The organism is uncultured Cohaesibacter sp. (assembly GCF_963556055.3).
Taxonomy (GTDB): Bacteria; Pseudomonadota; Alphaproteobacteria; order Rhizobiales; family Cohaesibacteraceae; genus Cohaesibacter.
In genome coordinates this window covers 132070-158917 of record NZ_CAUVYE020000012.1, presented here as the reverse complement: position 1 = coordinate 158917, position 26848 = coordinate 132070, and the positions used below count along the sequence as shown (strand labels likewise).

Annotated in this window: 27 protein-coding genes and 2 pseudogenes; 24 read left to right on the top strand and 5 right to left on the bottom strand. The window is 54.0% G+C overall.

Annotation, left to right across the window (positions count from 1 at the left end):
- The first annotated feature begins 163 nt into the window (after nucleotides 1-163).
- The 3 genes from ACHZB8_RS07100 (at nucleotide 164) to tsaA (ending at nucleotide 1393) form a co-directional block, all read left to right on the top strand.
- Nucleotides 164-304: a hypothetical protein gene (locus ACHZB8_RS07100; protein ID WP_316859561.1), complete on the top strand. Its 141-nt coding sequence runs from the start codon at nucleotides 164-166 to the stop codon at nucleotides 302-304.
- A 92-nt stretch (nucleotides 305-396) separates the two neighbouring features.
- Entirely contained in the window at nucleotides 397-918 is a 522-nt protein-coding gene (locus ACHZB8_RS07095; RefSeq protein ID WP_316859560.1) for an FMN-binding protein, read from the top strand.
- A 70-nt stretch (nucleotides 919-988) separates the two neighbouring features.
- Complete coding sequence (tsaA, locus tag ACHZB8_RS07090) at nucleotides 989-1393, top strand: tRNA (N6-threonylcarbamoyladenosine(37)-N6)-methyltransferase TrmO (protein ID WP_316859559.1); 405 nt, start codon at nucleotides 989-991, stop codon at nucleotides 1391-1393.
- 137 nt (nucleotides 1394-1530) lie between these two features.
- On the opposite strand, the gene ACHZB8_RS07085 is transcribed toward tsaA, so the two are convergent.
- The 3 genes from ACHZB8_RS07085 to ACHZB8_RS07075 all read right to left on the bottom strand — a co-directional run bounded on the left by ACHZB8_RS07085 (nucleotide 1531) and on the right by ACHZB8_RS07075 (nucleotide 4525).
- On the bottom strand, nucleotides 1531-3054 hold the full coding sequence (locus ACHZB8_RS07085) for a hypothetical protein (RefSeq protein ID WP_316859558.1): 1524 nt from the start codon (nucleotides 3052-3054) through the stop codon (nucleotides 1531-1533).
- Between the two features lie 281 nt (nucleotides 3055-3335).
- On the bottom strand, nucleotides 3336-3986 hold the full coding sequence (locus ACHZB8_RS07080) for a helix-turn-helix domain-containing protein (RefSeq protein WP_316859557.1): 651 nt from the start codon (nucleotides 3984-3986) through the stop codon (nucleotides 3336-3338).
- A 278-nt stretch (nucleotides 3987-4264) separates the two neighbouring features.
- Nucleotides 4265-4525 carry a hypothetical protein gene (locus ACHZB8_RS07075; protein WP_316859556.1) on the bottom strand — a complete coding sequence of 87 codons (261 nt, stop codon included), beginning with the start codon at nucleotides 4523-4525 and terminating at the stop codon, nucleotides 4265-4267.
- A gap of 114 nt (nucleotides 4526-4639) precedes the next feature.
- Between ACHZB8_RS07075 and ACHZB8_RS07070 the strand changes: the two genes are divergently transcribed.
- Nucleotides 4640-5812: an osmoprotectant NAGGN system M42 family peptidase gene (locus tag ACHZB8_RS07070; protein ID WP_316859555.1), complete on the top strand. Its 1173-nt coding sequence runs from the start codon at nucleotides 4640-4642 to the stop codon at nucleotides 5810-5812.
- Nucleotides 5813-5845: 33 nt separating this feature from the next.
- Here ACHZB8_RS07070 and ACHZB8_RS07065 read toward each other — a convergent pair whose 3' ends face one another.
- Both ACHZB8_RS07065 and ACHZB8_RS07060 read right to left on the bottom strand, forming a co-directional pair.
- The gene (locus ACHZB8_RS07065) at nucleotides 5846-6790 is read right to left on the bottom strand and encodes an acetamidase/formamidase family protein (protein ID WP_316859554.1); all 945 of its coding nucleotides are present in this window, start codon (nucleotides 6788-6790) and stop codon (nucleotides 5846-5848) included.
- Nucleotides 6791-6794: 4 nt separating this feature from the next.
- Complete coding sequence (locus tag ACHZB8_RS07060) at nucleotides 6795-8045, bottom strand: Zn-dependent hydrolase (protein ID WP_316859553.1); 1251 nt, start codon at nucleotides 8043-8045, stop codon at nucleotides 6795-6797.
- A 157-nt stretch (nucleotides 8046-8202) separates the two neighbouring features.
- Here ACHZB8_RS07060 and ACHZB8_RS07055 point away from each other — a divergent pair, with 157 nt between their 5' ends.
- The 20 genes and pseudogenes from ACHZB8_RS07055 (at nucleotide 8203) to ACHZB8_RS06960 (ending at nucleotide 26844) form a co-directional block, all read left to right on the top strand.
- Nucleotides 8203-9759 carry an ABC transporter substrate-binding protein gene (locus ACHZB8_RS07055; RefSeq protein WP_316859552.1) on the top strand — a complete coding sequence of 519 codons (1557 nt, stop codon included), beginning with the start codon at nucleotides 8203-8205 and terminating at the stop codon, nucleotides 9757-9759.
- 152 nt (nucleotides 9760-9911) lie between these two features.
- Nucleotides 9912-10857: pseudogene (locus ACHZB8_RS07050) on the top strand (ABC transporter permease).
- On the top strand, nucleotides 10857-12791 hold the full coding sequence (locus tag ACHZB8_RS07045) for a dipeptide/oligopeptide/nickel ABC transporter permease/ATP-binding protein (RefSeq protein WP_316859551.1): 1935 nt from the start codon (nucleotides 10857-10859) through the stop codon (nucleotides 12789-12791). The pseudogene ACHZB8_RS07050 and the gene ACHZB8_RS07045 overlap by 1 nt, the downstream one beginning before the upstream one ends.
- Entirely contained in the window at nucleotides 12784-13764 is a 981-nt protein-coding gene (locus tag ACHZB8_RS07040; protein WP_316859550.1) for an oligopeptide/dipeptide ABC transporter ATP-binding protein, read from the top strand. The genes ACHZB8_RS07045 and ACHZB8_RS07040 overlap by 8 nt, the downstream gene beginning before the upstream one ends.
- Nucleotides 13765-14544, top strand: a complete 780-nt coding sequence (locus ACHZB8_RS07035) for an FCD domain-containing protein (protein ID WP_316859549.1) — start codon at nucleotides 13765-13767, stop codon at nucleotides 14542-14544.
- A 329-nt stretch (nucleotides 14545-14873) separates the two neighbouring features.
- Nucleotides 14874-15587, top strand: coding sequence for a phosphonate metabolism transcriptional regulator PhnF (phnF, locus tag ACHZB8_RS07030; protein ID WP_316859548.1), 714 nt, complete (start codon nucleotides 14874-14876; stop codon nucleotides 15585-15587).
- A 9-nt stretch (nucleotides 15588-15596) separates the two neighbouring features.
- Nucleotides 15597-16040: a phosphonate C-P lyase system protein PhnG gene (locus ACHZB8_RS07025; protein ID WP_316859547.1), complete on the top strand. Its 444-nt coding sequence runs from the start codon at nucleotides 15597-15599 to the stop codon at nucleotides 16038-16040.
- Nucleotides 16040-16591: a phosphonate C-P lyase system protein PhnH gene (phnH, locus tag ACHZB8_RS07020; RefSeq protein ID WP_316859546.1), complete on the top strand. Its 552-nt coding sequence runs from the start codon at nucleotides 16040-16042 to the stop codon at nucleotides 16589-16591. Before ACHZB8_RS07025 ends, phnH begins: the two co-directional genes overlap by 1 nt.
- Complete coding sequence (locus ACHZB8_RS07015) at nucleotides 16591-17679, top strand: carbon-phosphorus lyase complex subunit PhnI (protein WP_316859545.1); 1089 nt, start codon at nucleotides 16591-16593, stop codon at nucleotides 17677-17679. Before phnH ends, ACHZB8_RS07015 begins: the two co-directional genes overlap by 1 nt.
- Complete coding sequence (locus ACHZB8_RS07010) at nucleotides 17676-18590, top strand: alpha-D-ribose 1-methylphosphonate 5-phosphate C-P-lyase PhnJ (RefSeq protein WP_316859544.1); 915 nt, start codon at nucleotides 17676-17678, stop codon at nucleotides 18588-18590. The genes ACHZB8_RS07015 and ACHZB8_RS07010 overlap by 4 nt, the downstream gene beginning before the upstream one ends.
- On the top strand, nucleotides 18587-19384 hold the full coding sequence (locus ACHZB8_RS07005; RefSeq protein WP_316859543.1) for an ATP-binding cassette domain-containing protein: 798 nt from the start codon (nucleotides 18587-18589) through the stop codon (nucleotides 19382-19384). The genes ACHZB8_RS07010 and ACHZB8_RS07005 overlap by 4 nt, the downstream gene beginning before the upstream one ends.
- Complete coding sequence (locus ACHZB8_RS07000; protein ID WP_316859542.1) at nucleotides 19381-20112, top strand: ATP-binding cassette domain-containing protein; 732 nt, start codon at nucleotides 19381-19383, stop codon at nucleotides 20110-20112. Before ACHZB8_RS07005 ends, ACHZB8_RS07000 begins: the two co-directional genes overlap by 4 nt.
- On the top strand, nucleotides 20099-21280 hold the full coding sequence (locus ACHZB8_RS06995; protein ID WP_316859541.1) for an alpha-D-ribose 1-methylphosphonate 5-triphosphate diphosphatase: 1182 nt from the start codon (nucleotides 20099-20101) through the stop codon (nucleotides 21278-21280). The genes ACHZB8_RS07000 and ACHZB8_RS06995 overlap by 14 nt, the downstream gene beginning before the upstream one ends.
- Nucleotides 21281-21396: 116 nt before the next feature.
- Nucleotides 21397-22236, top strand: a complete 840-nt coding sequence (phnC, locus tag ACHZB8_RS06990; protein WP_316859540.1) for a phosphonate ABC transporter ATP-binding protein — start codon at nucleotides 21397-21399, stop codon at nucleotides 22234-22236.
- Between the two features lie 33 nt (nucleotides 22237-22269).
- Entirely contained in the window at nucleotides 22270-23190 is a 921-nt protein-coding gene (gene phnD, locus ACHZB8_RS06985) for a phosphonate ABC transporter substrate-binding protein (RefSeq protein ID WP_316859539.1), read from the top strand.
- Between the two features lie 86 nt (nucleotides 23191-23276).
- Nucleotides 23277-24173 (top strand): phosphonate ABC transporter, permease protein PhnE, encoded by an 897-nt coding sequence (phnE, locus tag ACHZB8_RS06980; RefSeq protein ID WP_316859538.1) that lies wholly within the window; start codon nucleotides 23277-23279, stop codon nucleotides 24171-24173.
- Nucleotides 24174-24259: 86 nt separating this feature from the next.
- Nucleotides 24260-24619 carry a hypothetical protein gene (locus ACHZB8_RS06975; protein WP_316859537.1) on the top strand — a complete coding sequence of 120 codons (360 nt, stop codon included), beginning with the start codon at nucleotides 24260-24262 and terminating at the stop codon, nucleotides 24617-24619.
- Between the two features lie 537 nt (nucleotides 24620-25156).
- A pseudogene (locus ACHZB8_RS06970) lies at nucleotides 25157-25788 on the top strand (DapH/DapD/GlmU-related protein).
- Between the two features lie 311 nt (nucleotides 25789-26099).
- The gene (locus ACHZB8_RS06965) at nucleotides 26100-26315 is read left to right on the top strand and encodes a hypothetical protein (RefSeq protein WP_316859536.1); all 216 of its coding nucleotides are present in this window, start codon (nucleotides 26100-26102) and stop codon (nucleotides 26313-26315) included.
- A 40-nt stretch (nucleotides 26316-26355) separates the two neighbouring features.
- Nucleotides 26356-26844, top strand: coding sequence for a hypothetical protein (locus ACHZB8_RS06960; protein ID WP_316859535.1), 489 nt, complete (start codon nucleotides 26356-26358; stop codon nucleotides 26842-26844).
- The last annotated feature ends 4 nt before the right edge of the window (nucleotides 26845-26848 follow it).

The window sequence follows — 26848 nt, the reverse complement described above, 5'->3', positions numbered from 1 at the left end:
GAAGGCAAGAGACCGAAAATATGACAGTTGAAAACTTTTTTCTCGGCAACGACCGTGCAGAAGATGACGGCGTAACAACCATTTTCGGATTGCAATCTGGAGTATATATGTAGCGAAGCACGGTCGTTTGCGTTTGAAAGCGCGCTATGTATGCCATGGAAGAATGACGAAGAACCTTTTGGCACGCCCCGACACGATTACGTGCTCCTTGCGGGGTATCTTCATTCTTGAGAGGATCACGAGCGTGAAAGCTTTCCGATATGGTTTCTGGATTGAGCAGGGGCTTGAGCAGACCGATGGCTAACCCGTAAGATGTTTTTTTGAAATATGGGGGCAGGGCAAGCTTTTGCAGGAATGACAAATTGACAGCTGATGTGAATAGATAAGACTGTCGTCTTGTCGGATCCTGCAACAGAGAAACACCGTCGTGCTTGCGCTTCTTGCCTTGTCCTCGTCAGCCTGGAGGTGCAGGATCTGACCAGCATTTCCGACCCCCGCATCAATCCCGAAAGGCACATAATGAAATACAACAGGATCATCTGGTTCATCGCCGCGATGGCCTTGATAACAACCGCCGTTCCCTCCAATGCTCAGCAAACCAGTGTCGCCGGAAAAACCCTGTCGGGCAAGGCATACGGTTATCATGGCTGGGTCAATGTTTCAGTGGACGTCGACACTCATAAGAAGATTACGTCTGTCACGGTGGATGAAAACCATCACGAAACCTTTGGTGTGGGGACAGTCGCGATCAACAAGATCGGCAGAAAGATCGTTGCCAAACAGTCCCTTGATATTGATGCGGTAACCGGCGCTTCGATGACGAGCAAAGCCATAGTGCAAGCCGTTGCCAATGCGCTGCAAGGAACCGATCTTGATCCTTCATCCCTCGGATATGTCGCTCCTGCCGAAAAGAATTAGAGACAATCACCCGAAAATGCGAGTGGTTGATCTCGCCTCCCAAAAAGCGAACAACGCAAGGAACAGGATCATGGACGCAGAACTCAAATATATCGGTTCAATTGGCACACCATACAAAACGCTCTCGGATTGCCCCAGAAACGTGAGGCCTGACGGGCCAATTTGTACGATCACTGTCAACGAAGACTACATCGAAGGCCTGACGGGGCTTGTGCCTGAGCAGCAGATCCTGATTCTCTACTGGTTTGACAAGGCGAAGAGGACACCGATGATTCAACGCCCTGGCAACAATCCAGATGCCGATCCGCGCGGAACCTTTGCCTTGCGCTCTCCACATCGCCCAAACCCGATAGCGGCTGCCGTTCTCCCCATTGTCGAAATCTCGGGCAATGTCATCACTGTTCGCGGGCTCGATTGTCTGGACGGAACCAATCTGCTTGATATCAAGCCGGCAATTGGATTTGAAAAACGCTAGTCACCCGCACAAGGAAGCGAGAACGCAGGCAACAGTACAGACCACTGTTGCTAAGCGCTGAAAGAATTGGCTCCCTCTTGCCGATCAGGAAGAGGGAGCCACAGAGAGCTATCGTCAGTTTCCTGACAAAACATGCCCTAGACGACGACAACTTCCATGCCGACAACCTCTCCGAAGGCTTTCACGTCTTCTACGTGATCACCGAAGACCAGCGGCATATGCAATCCGAACTCTGATTGCTTGTGAAAATACTCCCGCTTGTTTTCGACGTCGAAATAGAGACCTTCAGAGCAACCCGTTGCCTTGTAACCAAAACCGCCGACACAAGTGCCTCTGGCAACGAGGATTTTGTTGCATTGCGGGTTGAAGCGCATGAGTGTCACAGGCTCGCCCTTGAACTCGTCGAAGTCGATGCGCATCGTCGCGCCCCAGCCACTATGGGTGAATGAACGCAGCGCGAAGGAAGAGGGCTCCTTGTCAAAGCCATGCATGAGGCGGTTTGGAGTTGCATGACCGGTGTAATAGATGTTCGGGCTCTTATCCATTTCCGGAATGTAGGAGATGCCGACAAACTCGCTCTGCACCTTGCCATTTCCATAGACACAGGGCTGGGTGTTGCCCTGATAGGGTGCCTTGCCGGTAATGTTGGCCATGGCGGACATAGACAACGCGCCGATCAGATCGAGTTCACAAGCTGAGGGAATCCCCTGTTCATTCAGCAGAGAATGCGAGAAGCAGAAGGTGAATTTCTCTTCATGCATGCGGCGGGTTGCGCAGATATCCGGGCATGGAGCCGTGAAGGCGTTGCAATCGAAATGCGCCATGAGCTTTTTCGCCAGAGTGGTGGCCTTCACGGAGTTGACGATATACTCCCTTTTGATATCCGTTTCTGCCGAGTCTGCCACCAGTTGGTCAACAATGGAGTTGACTTCTTGCATGTCGGTTTCATCAAGATTGTAAGCCGCGCGACCGGGAAGAGTGTAGTTTTCCGTCTTGTCGGTTTCGTGCATCATGTCGATGAATTCATGCACGCTGAAATAGTTGAATTTCACGCCAAGACGTTTGGTGGCTTCATCGTTGCTGAGCAAAGCGTCTTGTGCTCCGAGGGAATATTGGGAATTGTTGCGAGTGGCAACCAGAACCCTTGTATTCTGAAGCGCCTTGCGTGCCCGCATTGCCTTGAGAAGACGAATGCCGTCCGGGATATCCATGAAGGCATAAGCTTCATAGTCTCTTGCCGACAAGGTTGCCTTGATGATGGTAGAGGCAAACATGCCTTCCCCGGCGACAGGCACATTGAAACGCATCGCGAATTCTTTGGCAAAGCCTTCGCACCGCATGCCTGTAAATATGTACAGATCTGTTTCTGCTATGTTTTTGGTGAGCTTTTTAACATCGTCTTCTTCAACCAGAAATTCATCAGACATCGTGATATAGAGAGGGGGCATCATATTGATGCCGGAAGCGCTGCCAAGTGCTCCGCTCACGCCACCTGACCAGGCCTTGAAAATGGCAGCCTGACTTTTCTCGTCAAACTCTTTGGTCAACGCTTCAGGCGGACCGAAACGGCAAGGTCCTTCATATGCATATTCATGAATGAGAGCGACATAAACCAGCTGAACATTCAGGGTAACATCAATACTCTTGGAAATCTCTTTCATTGGGTCCTCCATGCGCCGAGCTATGACTGATCGGCGATTGAAACGCGCCATGAGTTGCCGGTCATTCGGCACAAAAGAGGGCGCAGCTACGTGAGGATTGTTGGCATCATGCAGTTAACTTTGTCAAACGACAAAGATAACTATGCAAATAAGGTATGGCCGATTTACGGGAAAACACGCAAAGAAACGGGCACTTTTCCGCAGGCAAGCGCAAGTCTTGATCAAATTGTTACCGAAATGGGAGATCTGGGGGTGACTTCGCAAGCAAGGCGATCCCGCTCTCAGGATTTGATGAAGAGAGTCGTGGAGAGAATATGGTCTACGATCAGGTCGACGGTCTTGTTGTCATTGATATCAAGACCCGACATTTCGCGAACTTCCTTGTGAAGGCCGAAAAAATGCAATGATGTTGCAATGAAGCTGAAATAGGGAATCGCGGGATCGATATCGCAATTCCGTTCGGCAAGAAGAACTTCGACCATGGGTTTGATTCTGTTCCACAGAGGGGAAGAATACTCCATGACAAGCCAGTCGCGCCGGGGGGATGCGGAAGAGAATTCTTGCAGCATCAACCGCGTGAACTCGCGATTCTTGGCAAAATACCGAACGAGTTGCCGAAAGAACGATTGGGCATTTTCCAACAGATCACCATCCTCGGCATCTTCAACATGCTTTCGAACGATGAGATCAAATTCCATGTTGAAACTGGAGACGACTTCTCTCCACAAAAGCTCCTTGGAGGGAAAATAGTAAGCCAGGTGACCCTGCTCCATACCCGCCAAAGCGGCAATATCGCGTGTGCTCACCGTGTCATATCCGTGTTCGGAAAAGGCACGCAGGGCAGCAGCAATGATTTTGTTGCGATTGGCAACCGCCGACGCCCGAGGCCTGCGCTGTCTCGCTTTGGGTTGTCGCGGATCTGATTTTGTCATGAAGCCTCGCGCGTATGAATCTCTGTCTTTGTTATTGCCAAACCTTGCGTCGCAGGAAAAGGCGTTTTTTTATCGTCACGTCTGGATTGGCTAAAAAATGCATGGATGTGAAGCTTTCAACTCAATGCTCGAGACCCGTCCGAAGTTGGGCGGGACCTGCGAATCGAAAAGCTCAGACGCACGACAGGGCGCGCGTTTCTCGTGGAATCAGCAGCACGGCGAAAATGCCTCTCCAAGTGGAGACAGTTCAAAGTATCCAAATGAAAAAAAGCACGTGTTCAAGGAGATAAGGCAGCGATCTTGATGTCTGACGGAATGCGGACGCCGAGAATCTCGTCCGAGAAGCGGCCAGCTTGCATGCTTGAGGCAGCAGTGTGCGGGCTTCGGAAGACGGGAACAATCAGAGAGCCATTGGCACAGTTATTGCTGCAAAAGCTGACAAAACTGGTGTCTTCGGGATTGACTTCATGGTCAAAGATCATGGACAAGCAGACTATATGTTCATTGAAGCCAATGAACGGTCCGGTCTTGCCAGTCACGAATCTCTACCTACGGCGGAACGTTTTGCCGATCTGCTGTTGCCCAGGTCAATGCCTGACGCTGTTCGACAGACGCTTCACAACGAGCACGAACCAGAACGAGGGCAATACGGCATGAGTATTTTGGCAATCGATACCGAATATCTTCAAAAGATCTTGGCTAAACTACTGAGCATTCCAAGCCCGACCGGTTACACAGACACAATTGTTCGTTTTGTGACCGAAGAGCTGCATGCGCTGGGGCTTGAGGCCGAATTGACCCGCCGCGGTGCCATTTGCGCCATTCGTCAGGGTTCGCGTCGCAATGGGGCCCGCGCGATTGTGACCCATCTCGATACGCTCGGCGCTCAGGTCAAGATGCTCAAGGACAATGGGCGCCTCTCACTCGTTTCAGTCGGCCACTGGTCAGCCCGTTTTGCCGAAGGAGCCCGAGCCACGGTTTTCGCAGAAGATGGAGCCTATCGCGGAACCATTCTGCCGCTTAAGGCGTCCGGGCACACATTCAACGAAGAAGTCGACACGGCCCCCATTGGTTGGGACTATGTCGAATTGAGAATTGATGCGTTGGCGCGCGATTTCCATGATCTGGAAAAGCTGAGCATTGATGTGGGCGATATCGTCGCCATCGACCCGCAGACCGAATTTGTCGACAATGGTTTCATTGTCTCCCGTCACCTTGACAACAAGGCAGGCGTTGCCGTTGCCCTGACGGCCCTCAAGGCCATGCAGGATCAGGATCTGGTAACACCCGTTGACATCCATTTTCTGTTCACGATTGCCGAGGAAGTGGGTGTTGGTGCGTCCTCGGTTCTTGCTCCGGAAGTGGCCTCGATGATCTCGGTTGATAATGGCACATCCGCGCCGGGGCAGAACTCATCCGAGTTCGGGGTGACCATCGCCATGGCCGACCAGACAGGTCCTTTCGACTATCACCTGAACAAGAAGCTCGTTGCGTTGTGTCGGGAAAATGACATTCGTTATCAGAAAGACATCTTCCGCTACTATCGCTCCGATTCAGCCAGCGCGGTCGAAGCGGGAGCCGATGTCCGCACGGCGCTGATCACCTTTGGGGTCGACGCATCCCACGGCTATGAACGCATACATATGCATGCCTTGCGCTCGCTTGCGGAACTGATCACCTGTTATGTGGGAAGTCCGGTCGAGATAAAACGCGATTTCAAACCCGTGAGCGAGGGGATCTCCGGCTTTACGAAACAGAAGACGGCAGAGGCTGAGCAAGACCTGACCCGTGACGTCGAAAATGAGGATTTGGGCCCGCAAGTCTGACGCTGGACTATTCCGCATGAAAAAGGGGACCGATCATTCCAGAACGCAGCGGGGAAAATAGAAGGAGACAACCCAATTCGGGGCGTCTACCACTTCGCTGATTCGCAAGTCGCCGCAAACCGAGCACAGCATATAGGCGTCGACTGCGGCCATGTTGGTTTGTGCGGTCAAAAGATCGATCATCCCCGAGACGGCGTCTCGTGCACCAGACATGAGATCCGGGCCGATGCCGGTGGTTACCTCATAGCCCCTGGAATCGAGGTGACTGGTAACCGGCCCTCTGGTGGCAAATCGTGGCATTTTGAGCGGCGTCTGCTTGATCAGATCAAATGTCAGAACGACATCCATCGGGCTTTCAATCGCCGTGCCGCACACTTCGCCATCGCCTTGAGCGGCATGCGTATCTCCGACCGAGAAAAGCGCACCGGCCACTTCTACCGGAAGATACAAATCGGTTCCGGCACAAAGATCGCGAATGTCCATATTGCCGCCAACTCTGCGTGGCGGAATGATGGAATGCAGACCCTTCTCAGCTGGAGCGTTTCCCATTGTACCCGCAAAGGGTTTCAATGGCACTTGTGCCTCGGCACCGAAAAGAGCAGGGGTCAGGCCTGTTTTGTCATAATCCCAGATATGCAGGGCGGGCTCGGTGAATTGGTCGGCAAGCAGTCCGAATCCGGGGATATTGGCTGTCCAGCCAAAGCCCGATGGCGAAAATTGCTCGATCGAGACTTTCAGGATATCGCCCGGTTCTGCGCCTTGCACAAAAACCGGCCCTGTCACCGGATTGACCTTTGACGCATCCCGCGCCATGAGATCTTCAACCGTGCTTGTCGAGGTGATCTGGCCAGCAGAGGCATCCTGACAGGAAAACTCTATCGTTTCTCCCGGAGCGATCTGAAGCACTGGTGACAGACTGTTGTCCCAGCCGAAATGAGACCGCTCGGAGTGAATGGTGTAGCTGCAACATTGGCACATGGCATCAAAGTCCCTCTTGGGTCAGGCGCAGGATTGCATTGAGCATCAATTGCGCTCCCTTTTCAATATGCTCCCAGTCTGTCCATTCCTCGGGGGAATGGCTGATGCCCTTGTGGCTCGGGACAAAAATGAGCCCGGACGGGCAGAAGGCCTGAATCGTCTGGGCATCATGTCCAGCCCCTGACGGCATGACCTTGTGGGAGAGGCCAAGGCGTGAGGCTTCCTCTTGCAAAAGAGCGCGCAGGGCAGGGTCAAGGCTATCGGGCGGTAGATAGGACTGGTCTTTTATCCGATAGCTCAACCCGTGAGATTTGGAAGCGAGTTTGATGGCCGTTTCGATTTCTCTGCGAAGATCGGCCATTACTGCGGCCGAATTGTCCCGGATATTGACCATGAATTCCGCCACACCGGGAACCGTATGAGGGAAATTGGGTCTGATCTCGACTTTGCCAATGGTCACCCGAGAATGGTCGGTTCCGACCCGGTCAATAACATCAGGAATGGCGCTCCCGACCATGGAGAGCCCCGCGAAGGCATCGGCCCGCATGGTCATCGGTGTGGTGCCGGAATGATTGGCAACCCCTGTGAGGGTAACTGCCAGATTGCAAACGCCGGAAATGGCCTCGACGATGCCAACCGAGAGCTGTTCGGTCTCAAGAACCGGTCCCTGTTCGATATGCAATTCCAGAAAGGCCCGAATCGAGCCTTCCGGCCAGGCCGCATCGGGGAGCGCGTCGGGATCAAGGCCATGGTGCGCCATGCCGTTCAAGAGGGAAAAGCCTTCCGCATCGACAGCTGATCGCACCCAGCCCGGTGCCAGCTGTCCTGAAATCGTTTGCGAGCCCAGCATGCCACCAAAGCGTCCTTCCTCTTCTGATGTGGACACAACGACAAGGGGAAAGTCAGGTTCAATGTCATGTTCAATGAGGCAACGGGCGCATTCAAGAGCAACGGACACCCCAAGTGCGCCATCGAAGGCGCCTCCCTCCGGTACCGTGTCCGTATGCGATCCAGCCATGATGCAGGGGCGGTCACTCCTGCCATATCTCCCAAACAGATTGCCCGCATCATCGCTTGTGACAGACAACCCGTCCCCTTTCATTTGCGCCGAAAGCCACTCTCTTGCGTCAAAATCACTCTGTGAGAATCCGATCCGATTGAAACCGCCGGTCACGGGATTGAGACCAAACTGATTGATCCCTGCGAGCAGGTTTTTCAGGCGTTCAGACTTGATGGTTGGCGCGATACTGGTCATCGATTGGGTTTTCCCCGGTTGCAAAATGGTCAATTTGGGCGAAACTGCATAAATTATAATCAATATACTATTTCGGGCTAATTTATTATAATCAATGCTTGAAAATTATACAATTCTCAGTCCTAATTGGACCAGCAATAAACCGAGGGAGAACGTTATGAAGCGCTTGTTATTCGCAGCCCTGGCTGCGGCCTCATTGCTGTTTGCATCACCAGGATTTTCGCAGACACCACCTAATGTTTTGATCGTGGGCCAAATTGCAGAGCCGAAATCGTTGGATCCAGCCGCCGATACTGCGGTCAATGATTTCCGTATTTTGGTCAACATGTATGATGGTTTGGTTCGTTACAAAGATGGCACGCTTGAAGTCGAGCCCTCTTTGGCCACCAGCTGGACCATTTCCGAAGATGGCACAAGTTACACTTTCAAATTGCGTGAAGGTGTCAAGTTCCACGACGGAAGTGACTTCAACGCAGAAGCGGTCAAGTTCAATTTCGATCGCATGTTGAAGGATGACCATCCTTATCATGAAACCGGACCATTTCCGCTGGCCTTCTTCTTCTCGTCTGTGAAGGACGTCAGCGTTGTTGATCCGATGACGGTCAAGTTTGACCTTAACGCGCCTTATGCGCCATTCCTGTCAAACCTTGCCTATCCGACCGGATTGATCATTTCCCCTGCCGCCGTCAAGGAATATGGCAAGGATGTTGGCAGACATCCAGCCGGAACCGGTGCCTATAAATTTGCCGAGTGGGAATCCAACGCCAAGGTCGTCCTTGAAAAGAATGCCGACTATTGGGACGGCGCTCCTGCGCTTGAAGCCGTTGTCTACCGCCCAATCACGGATGCCAATACCCGCGTTGCCGAAATGCTCGCAGGTGGCCTTGACGTGATGGTCGAAGTGCCACCCGACAACCTTTCTCAGTTCAAGGGCGATGCTGCATTTGCCGTTCATGAGCAGGCCGGTCCCCACGTCTGGTTCCTGATCCTGAATGCCAAGGAAGGTCCTTTCGCCAAGAAAGAAATCCGTCAGGCAGCCAACTATGCAGTTAACAAGAAGGCACTTGTCGAGAATATCCTTCAGGGCACGGCCGATGTCGCAGCAGGCCCGATTCCGCCCGCCTTCGCATGGGCCTATGATGAGAGCCTGTCGCCTTATCCTTATGATCCCGAGAAAGCCAGAACGCTCCTCAAGGAAGCTGGCTATGACGGTTCTGAAGTGACCTTCTATGTCACCGAAGGTGGGTCTGGCATGCTCGATCCAACCGCCATGGGTACCGCCATTCAAGCCGATCTCGAAGCGGTTGGCATGAAGGTCAAAATCGAAACCTACGAATGGAACACCTTCCTTGGCAAGGTCAATCCCGGTCTTGAAGGCAAGGCAGACATGGCCGAGATGGCCTGGATGACCAACGACCCGGATACGCTTCCATTCCTTGCCCTGCGCACAGAAGCGTTCCCGGACAAGGGTGGTTTCAACTCCGGTTACTATTCCAATCCGAAAGTGGATGAATTGCTGGATGCGGCTCGTCAGGCAACCGATGTGGCCGAACGCGCCAAGCTCTACAAGGAAATGCAGCAGATCGTCGTCGAAGATGCACCTTGGGTCTTTGTCGCAAACTGGAAACAGAATGCTGTAACCAGCGCTGCCGTGAAGGACTTCAAATTGCAGCCGTCCTTCTTCCTGATGCTGCAAAAGGTCTCGAAACCTTGATTGAAGGCTGAAAGGCTTTCAAAATGACACCTCCCTTCTCGCCAAATGGTGAGAAGGGACAGAATATCATTTGTCCCGCATGATGATGGCCAGTCGGGCCTTGTATGTCTGGCAATGCAGGATGAAACTGACCACACTTTCGGAGAAAGCACATGGGTGCCTATGTCGTCAAAAGGCTGCTGGCTGCTATCCCGGTCCTTTTCGGGCTTTCGATCATCGTCTTTGTCATAATGGCGCTCATCCCCGGCGATCCGGCCCTGGCTATTCTGGGCTCCTTTGCCACTCCGGAAAATGTTGCAAAACTCAACCATGATCTTGGGTTGGACAAGCCGATGCTGCACCAATATTTCATCTGGCTTGGCAATATGTTGCAAGGGGACTTCGGGCGCTCCTATACGCTCAATCGACCTGTGATCGATGAAGTGCTTGAGCGCTTCTCCGCAACACTCATTCTTGCCGGACCAGCCTTGATTTTGTGCTCGGTCTTCGGTCTTTTGGCAGGTATCGTTTCCGCCGTGCGCCAATATGGTTGGGCCGACAAGGGACTGACCTTCGCCGTCCTCATCGGAATTTCAACGCCATCCTTCTGGCTCGGCCTGCTTCTGATCTTTTCTTTCGCGGTCAAATGGCGCCTGTTCCCGCCAAGTGGCATGTATGCCATTTATGGCGGTGGCGATTTGCCTGATCTTATTCATCACCTGACCCTTCCGGCGTTGACGTTGGCCATTGTCGCGACAGGGGTCATCGCCCGGCTGACCCGCACCTCTATGCTTGAGGTCTTGCGTCAGGATTTTATTCGCACAGCCCGCGCCAAAGGCATCAGGGAGCGGCGCGTGATCTATGTTCATGCCTTCAAGGCCGCCATGGTCAGCGTCATTCCCGTGATCGGCATTCAGGCCGGCTTTGTGCTCGGTGGTGCGGTTTATATCGAAACGGTGTTCCAGTGGCCCGGTATCGGCTCCATGCTCGTCAAGGCGATATCGACCCGAGACCTTCTGCTGGTGCAAGGCGGCGTGCTTGTTGTGGCAAGCGCCTATGTCCTGTTCAATCTGTTTGTTGATGTCATCCAGTCCCATGCTAGATCCGAGGTTGCGCTGATGTCTGATGCTGCAATGAATGCTCCAGCCAAGAAAAAGCGCGCCGGAGGCAGACCAAGCACGATACGCCTGTTGCTGAACAACAGCCTGGCGTCAGCTGGTCTGGTCATCCTCTCGGTTGTCATTTTGATCGCCCTTGCCGCGCCCTTGTTGCCATTGGCCAACCCGGACGCAACAGAGCCGGTCAACCGCTTGCAGCCCGTTCTGTCTCAGGGGCATCTTCTGGGAACCGATGCCTTGGGACGTGACATTCTCTCACGCCTCATATGGGGATCGCGCGTCAGTCTGGCCGTTGGCATTTCTGCGACCATGATTGCGGCACTGATCGGCTCACTCATTGGGCTGGTGGCTGGGTATGCAGGGGGACGGACGGACAATCTGCTCATGCGGGCAATCGACATGATCATGGCTTTTCCCTACATCCTGCTTGCTCTGGCAATCGTGGCGGCGCTCGGGCCGGGCCTTCTCAATGCGCTTTACGCCATCGCCATCGTCAATATACCCTTCTTCGCGCGTAATATTCGAGGCATCACGGTTGGGCTGTCGCGGCGGGAATTTGTCGATGCCGCGCGTTTGTCGGGCAAGTCCGATGCGGCAATTCTTTTTGGAGAAATTCTGCCCAACGTTCTGCCGGTCATCATCATCACCATGTCAACGACCATCGGCTGGATGATCCTCGAAACCGCAGGCCTGTCCTTCCTTGGCCTTGGCGCACAACCGCCACAGGCTGACCTGGGATCGATGTTGGGGGAGGGGCGCAAGATTCTTTTCACTGCACCTCATGTATCCATCATTCCCGGCGTCATGATCTTTGTGCTGGTCATGAGCATCAATCTGCTCGGCGACGGGGTGCGCGATGTCCTCGATCCGCGTCTGAAATCGGGCGCACTTGCCCGGCCGGTTATGCGGACAGCGGTCAAGAGACAAGACATTCCACAAATGTCGGCATCGGCAGATGCAACCCTCAATATGCAGGGACTTCGTACAGAGTTTCAGATCGGCGATGAGGTTTATAAAGCCGTGGGCGGCGTTGATCTTCAAGTCAGGCAGGGGGAATGTTTGGGACTCGTAGGCGAGTCCGGTTCGGGCAAATCGGTGACAGCCATGTCCATCATGGGGCTGGTCCCGACACCACCGGGCCGGATCGTGGGAGGGGCCGCATTGCTGGAGGGCGAAGATTTGTTTGCCAAAAGTGATGAGGAAATTCGCCTGCTCAGAGGCTCGGCCGTCAGTCATGTTTTTCAGGATCCTCTATCCACCTTGCACCCGCTCTTTACCGTAGGCGCTCAATTGATCGAAGCCATTCAGGCCCATCAGCCCATTTCGCAAAAAGAGGCGCGCAGCAAGGCCGAAGAGCTTCTCAAAACCGTCCGTATTCCAAACCCTGCCGAGCGTTTGAAGGCCTATCCGCATGAGCTTTCCGGAGGAATGCGTCAGCGTGTCTGCATTGCTATGGCACTGGCCAATGATGCAAAACTGATCATCGCAGACGAGCCGACGACCGCGCTTGATGTGACGGTTCAGGCACAAGTCCTTTCGCTCCTGAACAAGCTGCGTCAGGAACGCAATGTAGCGATACTGTTCATTACGCACGATTTTGGCGTCGTCTCTACCATGTGCGACAGGGTTGCCGTCATGTATGGCGGCAAGATTGTCGAAACGGGCACGACGGATGATATCCTCAGTGCACCGGCCCATCCCTACACCGAAAAGCTGATTGCCTGCGTGCCCGTCTTGGGGGAACCGGACCGACGTCTCGACGCCATTGAGGGAAGACCTCCCGTGGTAAACAATCTGCCCGACGGCTGCGCCTTTGCCGAACGTTGTCCAAAAGTGCAAGACGTCTGTTTGCACGGGGATATTCCCCTCAAGGCTAATGGAGAAGGACGACTGGTGCGGTGCCTTTATCCTTCCAAAGGAGGCGCCAATGTCTGAGATGTTTCTCGAAATCAAAGAAACTTCGCGCCGATTTGGCGGAGGCAAAAGCCTCTTTGGCAAGGCTCTGCCTTCCGTGCATGCCGTGCAATCGGTCAGTCTGGAAGTCAGGAAAGGCGAAACCCTTGGCGTGGTTGGCGAGTCCGGGTGTGGCAAGTCAACCCTTGCCCGCCTTGTTGCCGGGCTCGACAGCCCCACCGCTGGCACGATTCTGCTCGAAGGTCGTGATCTGGTTGCAGAAGCAAAAAGAGATCGCCGGGCACTGGCGCGCAAGGTTCAATATGTCTTTCAAGACCCTGTTGCCTCGCTTAATCCGCGCAAACGGATCAGGACCATTCTGGAAGCGCCGCTCATCCAGCTGCTCGGGCTCGACAGACAGAAACGGCAAGAGCGGCTTGTCGAGCTGATGGAAGCCGTCAATCTGGCACCGGAATTTCTAGATCGCTATCCGCATGAATTCTCGGGTGGTCAGGCACAGAGGATCGGAATAGCACGGGCTCTGGCGGCGGATCCCGAACTGATCATTCTGGACGAACCGGTTTCGGCCCTTGATGTTTCGGTGCAAGCACAAGTGCTGAATATCCTTGATGATTTAAAGGAAAAATTCGGCCTCACATATATTTTCATTTCCCATGATCTGTCTGTGGTCGAAAGCATTTCCGACAGGGTGGCCGTGATGTATTTCGGTCAGGTTGTCGAGCTGGGAAAAGCCGAAGATGTCTTCAAATCCGCCCATCATCCTTATACCAGGCTGCTCTTGCAGTCGGCTCCCGTGCCGGGACGCAAGTCCATGCTGTCCGAGGATGCCAACACAGAGCTTCCCGATCCCTACAATCCTCCCGTTGGGTGCGCCTTCCATGCCAGATGTGAGCGCAGGGTCGAGATGTGCGAATTCGCCCAGCCGTCCCTTGACGCGGACGCCAAAATGGTCGATCACCTCTGCGCCTGTTTTAACCAGGAAAGACAGGCGTGAATGTCAATGGAAGGCGATAAACGGTTGAAACTCGGACCCCTGCAAAGAAGTCAACAGAAGAAAAGAAAGAAGCGCCCCGATATTCTCGCCGACGTCGTTCGAGACAGGATTTTGACAGAGGAGCTGGCAGAAGGGGACCGCATTCCGTCCGATTGGGTTGCGCCCGAGACATTGAATGCTTCACGCGGGACGATCAGAGAAGCACTGAAAATTCTCGAAATTCAGGGGCTGATCATCACAAAAACTGGCCCCGGCGGAGGCTTGTTCGTTTCCTCAATCGATCCCGAGGACGCCATTCGCTTCCTTGACAACCTGTTTTTGCCCGATCCCCCTTCGATTTCGGATATCTATGCTCTGCGCAAGATTTTGGAACCACAATTGGCGGTTTCTGTTGCCGGAACTCTGTCTCAGGAGCAATTCACCTATCTCCAGTCTCTGATTTACCTTTATGAGGACGAACCTGTTTCAGCTGAAGAGGAATATGAACAAAGACTGGCAGAGCTTGATTTTCATACGGCCTTGGCGAACCTTTGCCAGAACCGGCTTTTGGGCTTTGTATGCAGCTTTCTGCATAGCCTTCTACGTGACAAATCAGAATGTCGTGCGATCTATTCCGAGCCCACGCCATGGCATGGGCGTGAAAAGGGCGTAGATTATCAGGTGCGATTGCTCCGGGCGATCAGGGCCGGTCACGCCGATCAGGCACAAAAAATCATGTTTGAACACATGAACTCAGCTGAGAAATTCATGATAGAACGGGCCGTCCTGCTCCGAATCTGAATAGGCACTTCTCCCCTTTGGTCAAATTGTTACTGATCCTGTTTTTGACAAGGAGATGGCGGAAATCTGTATTTCCTCGCCGTCAGGTCCCTGATTCTCTCACCATATTCCAAGCGTGCCATCGTCCGGAAATGCCAGAAGGCTGAAAGCAGTCATCTGGCCGATGTCTCTGTGGTTGCAAACCCATCAGGGCCGAAATGATGGAAGAAACGCCATCCTGATTCCGGTTTTATCGATTTGTACCACCCGCTTCATGAAACTGTAAAGTTAGCGTCATATCTGCGTAACACAAAAATCCTAAACACAAATTCATTCGAATGTATTTAGCCATGACAAATTCAAATTGGAAAAGCGTATATACGGTGTTGTCTGAAGAGATCGAAAACGGCCTTCTGAAGCCTGGCACACGTATCCCGACAGAACCGGAGCTGGTTGCCCGTTTCGGCACGGGGCGACACTCGGTGCGCAAAGCCGTGGATGAACTCGCCAGGCAGGGCAAGCTCAGCGTCGAGCAGGGACGGGGTACGTTTGTTCAGTCCGAGCCGATGATCGCGTATGCCTTGGGTCGCAGAACACGCTTGCGTCAGAACCTTGCCGAACAGGCAACGCGCGTGAGTGGCGAGTTGCTCCATGCCGGGCAGATGGAGGCAACAGACAGGATTGCCAAAGAGCTGGGCTTGCAGGAAGGGGACAGCGTTGTCATGGCGCGCCGCGTAACCTTGGCCGATGACCTGCCGATCGGGGTGGGAGAGGCCTATCGTTGCGCCAAGCGCTTCCCGGATTTCACCGAGCGTCGAAACGAACTCGGGTCCACGACCAAGACCTATCAGTCCTACGGGATAAACGATTATCTCCGTGCGCACAGCACCATACATAGCCGCCTGCCGCGGGGAGACGAAGCCAAGATCTTGCAACAGCATCCGCAGATGCCGGTCATGGTCGTTCGTGCTCTGGACACCATGCTGGACGGATCACCTCTTTGCTACAAGGAGGTTGTCTGGTCAGCCATGCGGGTGCGATTCACGATAACAGACGAGGAATAGTAAAAAACGATGTCCATATCCGCACAGGCTTCCGGCGAGAGAAGCCACCAAGAAACCCTGTCTATTCTCGCGCGTGCGGATAGTCATCGTTTGAAAAGCTTCGCTGAAAGCCTGATAGCCCAGTTCGAAGATATCGAAGTGGTCAATAACCGCTCAGGGCTCGTCATGCTGCCCATGCGTGACACCGCGCAGGGAACCGCCTTTCATCTGGGGGAAGTGCTGGTCAGCGAAGCACATATCACGAGTCGTGACGCAATCGGTTACGGCATGCGCACCGGGCGCGATCTCGAAGCGGCGATGGCCATGGCGATCATTGATCTTGCGATTGCCAGCAACATTTCCAAACAGGACTGTCGTGACTTCCTTGACGGCGAAGCGCAGATGCTTGCCGCTGTGGATGACGCAGTGCTGAGGAAAGTTGAGGCAACCCGAGTGGATATGGAGACATTCTGATGCAGGCAATCCCGCAACAAAGCGATAAGGAAGCGCGCACCAACCGGTGTTTCGAAGCCCTGCTCTGGGCCTTGAGCCGCCCCGGACAGGTCCGTGACTTGCCCGAGGTCGGTGAAGCACAGATTATCGAAGCCCTGCTAGACAGGGAGTGCTGCGCTCACCTGGCACCCGGCCTTGCGAATGATGAGATCGTCTCGGCCAAATTCATCGCCACCCGAGCGGAGAGGGTCGAGATCGACAGAGCCGATCATGTCTTTGTCGGACATCTTGACGACTGCGCAAGCCTGTCTTGCCTGAAGACAGGATCTGATCTTTATCCCGATGATGGAGCGACGCTTGTGGTGAGGGCCGATATCGGATTTGGTCAGCGCGTTCGGCTGAGTGGGCCAGGTGTTGATGGCTCCCTTGAGATCGGGACAGGCAGATTGCCGCTGGATTTCTGGTCGCAAAGGGCAAGGCTTGTCCGTTACCCGATGGGGTTCGAGATATTCCTGCTTGATGGCAACAGGGTGATTGGCATTCCGCGCTCAACCAAAGTGGAGATCGTCTGATGGCTTATGTCGCAACACGAGGCGGGGAACGGGCGATTGAACAATCCGAACGTCTGTTCCGCGAGGAAATGGGAGAGGTATCCCCTGATCGCGTCGAAGAGGTCAAGAAGGCTTTGCCTTATCTGATTGATCGCGTGATGGGGGAGGCGTCCCTGTATGATCAGGATCTTGCTGCGCTCGCTCTAGCGCAGACCGGCGGGGAAATGTTCGAAGCCGTTCTGCTCCTGCGTTCATGGCGGACCACCCAGCCGCGCATTTGCGTTGCAAGGGCGATAGAGCAAGACGAGCTTTTTGTCCATCGACGTATTTCCGCCGCGTTCAAGGATATTCCGGGTGGTCAGGTATTGGGGCCGACCCTTGATTACTCACACCGAATTCTGGCCACAGAAGTCCTGCTTGGAGCAACTTTCAAGCCAAATCCGGTCGAGAGTGCCAACAAGGCAGCAAGCCCGCATGCTCCGTCGGTCAGCTCGTGGCAGGCGAAAAATGATCTCGTCGACTTGCCACAAAGGGACCAGACAGAAGGGAACGATATCCCGGACCTTACACGTGAACCACTGCTTTTCCCGTCAAAACGCGCCCACACGCTGCAAAGCCTTGCAAGAGCGGATACGGGTGGCACATTGGCATTGGGATATTCGGCCATGCGTGGATATGGGCAAGCGCATCCGACAGTCAATGAGCTGCGCCTTGCTGAGGCCGAGATCATCGTCAGGCATCCGACAGGTACCGCCTTTTCTGCGGGTCGCGTGAAGGTCAGTCAGGCCGAAGTGGTCTCCAAGAAGGGAGAAAAACTCAATCTCGGTTTTTCTGCAACCCTTGGCTGGAACGAAGTCAAATGCATCGCCGCTGCGACATTGGATCTCAATTCCAAGGGGGCATCCAAGGGGTCGCCCATTGAAGAGGAGTTCTTCCTCTATCATACCGAAGGCGTTGAGAGTTCCGGCTTCTGCATCCATTTCAAGCTGCCACATTATGTGACCTTCCAGTCCTCGCTGGATGCGATGCGCGACGCAAACAGAAAGCGGGCCGCGGAAAAAGAGGCAGACGCCAGCATCCGCAACAACAACAAGGAACCAGTCTCATGAAACTGTCCCAACTGACCAAGGACTGGGAGCCAATGAGCTATGGGTTCCTGGACGCTTCGGCAAAGCGCGAAATGAGGCGCAAGATGCTCAAGGCCGTGGCCGTGCCCGGTTGCCAGATGCCCTATGCAAGCCGGGAAGTGCCCATGGCCAGAGGCTGGGGTACAGGTGGCTTGCAAGTCTCGCTAACCTTGGTCAATCCCACAACACGTCTCAAGGTCATAGATCAGGGCGCTGACGACAGCGTCAATGCCGCTTCCATCCGACGTTTCATCGAACGGGTCTCGGGGGTCTCCACGAGCATGGACACCTTGCAGGCCGATCTCATCCAGTCGCGACATCGCATTCCGGAAGAAATCCTGCGGGAGGACCAGATTCTGGTCTTGCAGGTTCCCAACCCGGAGCCCCTTCGATCCGTCCAGCCAAACATGTCCATCGCGCGTCAAATGCATGCCGATGCAGACTATGGCCGCATGTGGCTTCAGCTATATGAGCAGATTGTCCGCTCTGGGCGCGTCATGCAAGGCGCTTCCTATCCCTCGTTGGTCAACGGACGCCATGTGATGACGCCATCGCCCATTCCACGCTGGGATGTTCCCAAACTGCATATGGCAAAGCATCTGACGATTCTTTCCGCCGGCCGCGAGAAGCGGATACACGCGGTTCCTCCCTATACGCGGGTAGAACCTCTGGTCTTTGATGATGTGCCTTACAAGGTCGAGGATCACGCATCGCTGATTTGCTCGCGTTCAGGCGCAAAAGGCTTTTTCATGAACGAAATCCCGCAAGATGACGGTACCTCGGACTATGAATTGTCCGATAGCGAATATGGGGCCAAGACCATTCGGGCCAACGAGGGCGAACCGGTCACTTTCGGCGAAACCTGGTACAAGGATGGGGAGATGACATCATGAGGCTTTCCCAACACCCGGCACGCATCGTTACCACGGACCCGTTGCTCAGGATGGACGGCATCAGCAAGACATATGGTTCGGTCACCGCCCTCAAGGATGTCTGCGCAATTGCCTATCCTGGCGAAGTGCTCGGCATTGTTGGCGAGAGTGGCTCTGGCAAGTCGACACTGCTGCGCATGATGAATCTTGAAGAACTGCCAGACGAGGGCAACTACAGTCTCGACTTGCCCGATGTTTCTGGCAACCTGTTTGAGCTTGACCGCTTCGCTCGGCGCATGCTCTGTGCAACAAGGATCGGTATTGTCTATCAAAATCCGCATATCGGATTGCTGATGAAGCATTCCAGCTCGGGCAATGTGGCAGAGCGCCTGCTTGTCGCTGGCGAGCGGTCCTTCTCGGTTCTGAGGCAAAAGGCCAAGGTCGCGCTAGAAGCATCCGAATTTCCGCTTGAGCGGCTGGATTCGCCTCCCATTGAGCTTTCCGGCGGCATGCAGCAAAGGGTCCAGCTTGCAAAGGCAATCGCGCTGGAGCCTGCGTTGCTGCTGCTTGATGAGCCGACAACCGGGCTCGACGTGTCCGTTCAGGCTCTTGTGCTCGACACCCTCAAGCATCTTCAGCAGGACCGCAAGATCACCATGATCATCGTCAGTCACGATCTTGGTGTCATCAGGACTTTGGCAGATCGTGTCATGGTGATGCGGCGCGGCGAAGTGGTCGAGCAGGGCCTTGCCGATCAGATCTTTCAAGACCCACAACATCCTTATACTCAACAATTGGTGCATGCAAAATTATGACCCCCGTACTAGACGTCAAAGCCTTGAGCAAAGGTTTCACAATGCATCATTTGGGAAATCGCTTCACGGCATTTTCCGAGATCAGTTTTTCCGTTGATGCTGGCGAGTTCCTGTTGCTCAAGGGAACGAACGGATCGGGCAAGTCAACCTTGCTCAGAACCCTTTACAGATCCTATCTGGCTGAGGGTGGCGAGGTGATTTTCAAGTCCGTTCACGGCCCGATTGATCTTCTTCGTGCTGCCGATATCGACATCACCTATTTGCGCCGCACCGAGATCGGGTTTGTCACGCAATTCCTTGTTGCCCGCCCGCGCGTGTCGGCAGAGGCCCTTGTCGCTGAGCCCTTGCGTCTTGCCGGTTGGAATGCAGACAAGGCGCTCGATGAGGCACGAGGCTGGCTCGCCGCTTTTGGCGTCAAGGAAAATCTCTGGCGCGCCTATCCGACAACCTTTTCCGGCGGAGAGCAGCAGAAGGTCAATTTGGCCCGAGCGCTGATCCTGCCGCAAAAACTGCTTTTGCTCGACGAGCCCACAGCCTCTCTCGACGCCAGTGCTCGCGCAGCTCTGGTTGCGCGGCTTTCTGAGTTGAAAGCCAACGGAACCGCCATGATTGGCGTATTTCATCATCCCGGAGATGTTGAAGAGCTGATCGACAAGGTAATAGACCTGACCCCTGATGCAAGCAATCTGATTGAAGACGATGAGGAGCGGATCGATGTGGCTGTCTGATTTCAAACTGGTGCTTCCTGATCGCATAATCGAGAATGGATCGATCCTTGTGGAACATGGCAGGATAGCGGATATACTTGATCATCCGGTCCAAAGCGGAGTTGATGGACGTGGAGCCTATATCCTGCCCGGCTTCGTCGATATGCATGGCGACATGATCGAATTGGAAATGGAGCCACGCACCAATGTTCATTTTCCGATAGAGGTGGCTCTGCCACATCTCGATGCGCGGTTGGCTGCCGCCGGGGTGACCACCGCCTATGCCGCGGTCAGTTTCTCTCGAAGTGCCCGAAAAGGGGAACGTCGGTCCTTTGAGCATACGAGCAATGTCATCCGTTCTCTTTATCGCCTGAAAGGCGATTGTCGTGTTGATCACAAGATCCATGCCCGATTTGACATAACCTTCGACAATGCTGTTGGCGTCTTGCAGGATCTTGTAAATGACGATCAGGTCGATCTTGTCTCCCTTATGGATCACACGCCCGGACAAGGGCAATATCGTGATATCGAACGGCATATTCAACTGACGGCCCAAAGGCAAAAGGTGTCGGAAGACGAAGCAAGACAATCCATCGAAGAACGGATTGAACGTCGCAAGCGACCTGAGGAAGAAATTCTGAACAATATTCGCAAAGTGTCCGAAATCTGCAAGGTGCAGGGTGTTTCCCTCGCGAGCCATGATGATGACACGGTGCAAAAAGCCAACCTCATGGCCGACATCGGGGCAGTCATCGCCGAATTTCCCGTTGCCCTGGAAGCCGCAAGAGCTACCGCCGCGCGAGGCATGATGAATGCAATGGGCGCGCCAAATGCCATGCGCGGTCAATCCTACTCGGGCAATCTGTCCGCTCGGCAAGCGCATCAAGAAGGGCTCCTGCATATTCTTGCCTCGGATTATCATCCCGCCGCAATTCTTGCGTCCGTTTTCATTCTTGCCAAGAGTGATCCCAACGGCTTGCCCGGTGCGGTTGCTCTGGCCAGCGCCAATCCCGCCAAAGCCCTCGGTCTGTCGGATCGCGGCCAACTGGCAATCGGACAGAGAGCGGACTTGTGTATTGTCGAGCGACAACGCGCAACCCGTGTCATCGGCACGCTAAGTGAAGGAAATGTCATATATTCCGCAGGCTTGCTGACAGGTCTGACACCGAAATCATGCCGTGCGGCCTGAGCTGTCACCAAACCGCAATAAAATTGGTGCTGAAGCTTCATGGACACGTAAATTAAACGTCAAATAGCGGTGTTATCACTAGTCGCAAATTCATTCGAATGATTTTGCGAGTGACCATGACCCAATTGAAGTTATCCAATTTATCCCGCCGTTTTGGCAACACCGCTGCCGTCAACAGCGTTACCCTGGAGATCGAACCTGGCCAGTTTGTCGGCGTCATCGGACGGTCTGGTGCGGGGAAATCTACGCTGTTGCGCTTGTTGAACCGCTTGATTGATCCGTCCGATGGACAGATCTTCTACGGCGATGTCGAAGTCAGCCGACTGAAGGGCAAGGCCCTGCGGCAGTGGCGACGAGATTGCGCGATGATCTTCCAGCAATTCAACCTCGTTGAGCGATTGGATGTCCTGACAAATGTTCTGATCGGATGCCTGTCCAATCGCGGCTTTTTCAGCTCCATGGCCATGCATTTCACGGACGAAGAGCGCGCCATGGCGATCAGGGCTCTGGATCGCCTGGGAATGGTGCCACAAGCCTTGCAGAGAGCAGGGACCCTCTCCGGTGGCCAGCAGCAGCGTGTCGCCATTGCCAAGGCACTTGTCCAGAACCCGAAAATTGTCCTTGCAGACGAACCAATTGCAAGTCTTGACCCAGCCAATGCAACTCTTGTGATGGAGGGGCTCAAACAAATCAACAAAGAAGACGGAATAACCGTCCTGGTCAATCTGCACACGCTGGATACAGCGCGCGTCTATTGTGATCGGATCATCGCGATGCGGTCCGGGCGTGTGATGTTCGATGGCGCTGCTCAGGATCTGACTGATGATGTCGTCAAAGACATTTACGGGCTCGAGGGCCTTCAAGAGTTCAATGAGGCAGTCACATCTACCTCAGTGAAAACCCGGCCAGCAGCAATTGCCGCTGCTGAATCTGCCATCCCAATTCCCGCGGAATAATTCATTTGCCAACGCACTTTTTGGAGAAAACCCATGCGTTCCATCACCCTTGTTACTCTTGCCGCTCTCATGGCTGCTTCCCCGGCTCTCGCAGCTGACTGGAAAAAAGACTATCAGGTCGTAAAAATCGGCGTTCTGTCCGGTGAGAATGAAAAAGATCGTCTGGCTCGCAACGAACCTCTTCGCGAGCATCTTGAAAAAACTCTTGGCGTCAAGGTCGAAATCTTCACCGCCGGTAACTATGATGGCGTCATTCAGGCCATCGCTGCTAACCAGATTGAAGCCGCACGTTTTGGCTCTTCTTCCTATGCCGCAGCCTACACCCAGACCAACGGTGGCGTTGTTCCGACCTTGACCACAATCAAGAAAAACGGCAACACCGGTTATCATTCCATTGTTGTGACCCGCTGCGACAGTGGCATCAAGTCTCTTGCCGATGCCAAAGGCAAGGTTCACGCTTTTGCCGATCCGGACTCCACCTCTGGCTATGCGGTTCCTTACTTCAATTTCATCACCAAGGAAGGCTTCAAGCCCGAAGAATATTTCGCTGCAACCCCATTTGGCGGTAGCCACGAAGCCGATGTGACCGGTGTTGTCAACGGCACCTTCGATACCGCTTCCACCTATCAGAACAACGATGTTGACGGTGTTTACCAGCGCATGGTCACCAAAGGCATGATCGATGCCGGTGTTGTCTGCAAAATCTGGGAAAGCCCTGAAATCACCTCTGGTCCGCTGGCCTTCCGCACCAACCTGCCTGCTGAAATGATCGAAGAAATCACGCAAGCCTTCGAGAATTTCCCTGAAACGGATCCGGAAGGTTACAAGCTCTACTCTTCCTTTGATCCGAAAGATGCCAATCCGGCTGTTGGTTTTTCCCGTGTTGACACTGAACGCTACCAGTGGATCGTGGAAATGCGCGACTGGATCAAGAAGCAGCGCCGCGGCGGCTAACTTCATTTGAAAGAAAATCGAGAGGGGTGGAGATGATCCACCCTTCTTTTCAATGATTTGTTGTTTCCAATTTCAGGATAGTCATCATGAGCATGATCGCTGATGCTGTTACAGGCCATGAAGTCCAAGAAACGGCTCCGCTTTCCAGAGACAATTTTGATCAGGTATATGCGGACAAGCGTCGGCGCGCCAGACAGGGCTGGATCATCGGCTGTCTGATTTTCCTGGCGATGTTTGTAGCCACGACCTATATCGGCGATTTTTTCAAGGTCACACAGGTGACCCAGTTGGATGGCACGCGTGCCTGGCGATGGATTATTCCCGCAGGCATACCAAGGCTTGGCGAGTATATTCAGCAGACCATTCCGGTTCTGCATTGGGAAAGCCTCGGTAGCGATCTCGCCAATTGGTTCTGGCGCTGGAAAATCTGGATGGGTTTGCTGTTCGAGACAATCCTGATTGCTTTCATGGCGACGACCTTCGGTGTGATCGGTGGTTTCCTCATTTCTTTTCCAGCTTCGCGCAACCTGTCCCCGAATGGCTGGGTGCTATGGTTTTCACGCCGTTTCATGGAAATTGCGCGCACCGTGCCGGAACTCGTCTGGGCATTGATCTTTGTTTATTGTCTGGGCGTTGGGCCCATGGCGGGTGTGCTGGCAATTGCGACCCATGCATGCGGAGCGCTCGGCAAGCTGTATTCCGAAGTGAACGAGAATATCGACATGAAGCCGCTTGAAGGCGTCAAGGCCTCCGGTGGAACATGGTTTGATCAAATCCGATATGGCGCGGTGCCGCAGGTTCTACCCAATATCGCCAGTTACACCTTGCTGCGTTTCGAGATCAATGTTCGCTCCTCCTCGATCATCGGCTATGTCGGTGCTGGTGGGCTGGGGCAGGAATTCAGAACTGCCATGTCCTTTCAGGAATATACGGACCCTGTCCGCCCTGTTCCTGATCGTGTTGGCAACCGTGATCGTCATTGACTATGGCTCGGAGCGGCTTCGTCACAGATTTATCGGACTGACCAAATCCAACCGCACCCGTAGCACACTAACACCGGAGCCGAACCATGAGCCTTTCTCAAGCAGAGATCGATGAAGCAAAAGTTCTCATCCCGCGTGCATTCAAACAGCCATTGGCGGTTCGTATTCGTGTTTCACTAATACGTATTTTCTTTGTCAGCGTGATCGCCTATTGCCTGTGGGCCTTCGATTTTTCGCCGGAAAGAATATTGACTGGCTTTGAGCGGTTTGGGCGCGTGCTGAAATTCATGTTCCCACCTCACATTTGGGACAATTGGGCGGATTTCTCGCAAATCCTGAAGGGGTTGGGGGAGACATTGTCGATTGCCTTTCTTGGTACGTTGCTTGGAGCAATATTCGCTTTCCCCGCTTTCCTTTCTGGGGGCCAAGAATATCAACCGATTTGACTCCTGCGCCTTGGCGTGCGACGCGGCTATGATTTCATCCGTGCATTCGAAACGCTTATTCTGGCCCTACATTTTCATTCGCGCAATTGGCCTTGGGCCGCTACCAGGCATTCTGGCCATCGGGTCAGCGAGATCGGGACCTTCGCCAAACTCTTCTCAGAAGCCATTGAGAATGCGTCAGAAAAGCCTGTCGAAGGGGTCAAGGCGTCAGGCGGATCACGCTTGCAACAGCTGCGTTATGCCATAGCACCACAGGTCAATCCGGTGATCCTGTCGATCCTGCTCTACAATTTCGAATCCAACGTGCGCACAGGCACCATTTTGGGGAATCGTCGGAGCCGGGGGCATAGAGCTTCCTGCTGTCGGACCGGATCGCCGCCTATAAATGGGGTGAGGCCTGGTCGATTATCTTCCTGATTATTTCAATGGTCTACATCATCGACTATCTGTCCGGCCTGATCCGCAGTCGCATGATTGGCGCACAAAAGAACCAACTCTAGAGCCTTCGCTCAAGAGCCCAAATATGGAAAGACGAAAATGAGTGGTGCAGGCGACAAGAAGCATTTGAGTGAAGCCCCGACAATCCATCCTGAGGCCAAGGTTAGCGAGTGTAAACTTGGTGCATGGACCGAAGTGGGCAAGGGCACAATGATGCGAGAAGCGGAGATGGGGGACTACTCCTATATCACCCAACAGTGTCATGTGGTCTGGACGACGATTGGCAAATTCTGCTCCATTGCAAACGCGACCCGCCTCAATCCGGGCAATCATCCCACATGGCGCGTGGCGCAGCATCATTCGGTCTATCGCTCGGAAGCCTATGGTCTGGGAGAGGATGATCACGACTTCTTCAAATGGCGCAAGGATCATTGGGGTAACCATCGGAAACGATGTCTGGATCGGGCACGGGGTAACCGTTACCGCTGGCGTCACGATTGGCAACGGAGCGGTGATCGGGGCCGGTGCTGTTGTGACCAGGGATGTCGAACCCTATACCGTCAGTGGGCGGTGTGCCCGCCAAATTCATCAAACGGCGGTTCACGGAAAAACAGGCTGAAGCTTTGCAGAAGCTGGCGTGGTGGGATTGGCCGCGAGAGAAATATGCCTCAGCTCTCCCGGATATCAGGGCCCTCAGCGTGGATGAGTTCCTTGAAAAATACGGCAAATGATGCGCCCCCGGAGCTGAAAAAGTAGAAAGGCTATTGATGGCGGGTTTGTCTTCTTTCTGATGATCACCGCAATTGCCGGTCTCGCAGGTGCTCTGGCTCAAGGGAGCGGCTCATATGAACGGCATCATGGCGGAAACCTTCGTCTTTCTTGCCGAATTGTCACCAAAGATCATTGCGGGCACTTTTGTAGCGTCGTCCTTGCAGTTTGTCTTGGACTCGTGAAGCGGTCTCTGCCTGGGTTGGCAAGAAAAGTGGCACACGCGGACTTGTGCTTGCCATGACCGCAGGGGCGGCCATTCCGGGTGGCCCCCATGATGATTTTCCCACTGGCGGCAGGTTTTGTTGCCGCCGGAGCCGATCTTGGCGCGATCATCGCCTTTGTCTCAAGCTGGAACCTTCTTGGCCTCAACCGAACACTCATTTGGGAATTCTCGTTCTTTGCCCCTGAAATGGTCTGGGTCCGCTGGGGCCTTAGCCCTGCCATTGCCTTTGCTGCTTGGCATGTTGCACCCGCTTTGTCCTGCTAAGAGATGGCAAGGAGAGGTCCGCCGAAGAAGGGATTGGCGAATGAATATCATCATCGGAACGGTGATCATCGGGGCCGCGGCAATCTGGATGTGGCGAGCCTTGCCAAATGGAGTGTGGCGGCTAGCGGCCTATCGAAACACCTTTGACACTCTGAAATTCACCTTCCCAAGAATACTGATTGCGCTGTTGGGGGCCAGCTTCTTTGCCGAACTGCTGCCAACCGAGCATATGCAGGACTGGTTTGGCAAGGACACGGGACTTCAGGGATTGTTGATGGCAACGATAGTCGGCCCCATCACGCCGGGCGGGGCTTTCGTCAGCTTTGCGATAGGAGCTGCCGCGTTGAAGGCCGGAGCGGGCGTTGCCAACGTGTTGGCCTATGTGACGTCATGGACACTTTTTTCCAGCACCCGGATCCTCGGATATGAAGTTCCCATGATGGGTCGGCAAACGGCGCTGTTTCGCATCATGATCTGTCTGCCGATCCCGTTTCTGGTCGGATTGTTGTCTGGCCTTTTCCTTCAATAGTCCG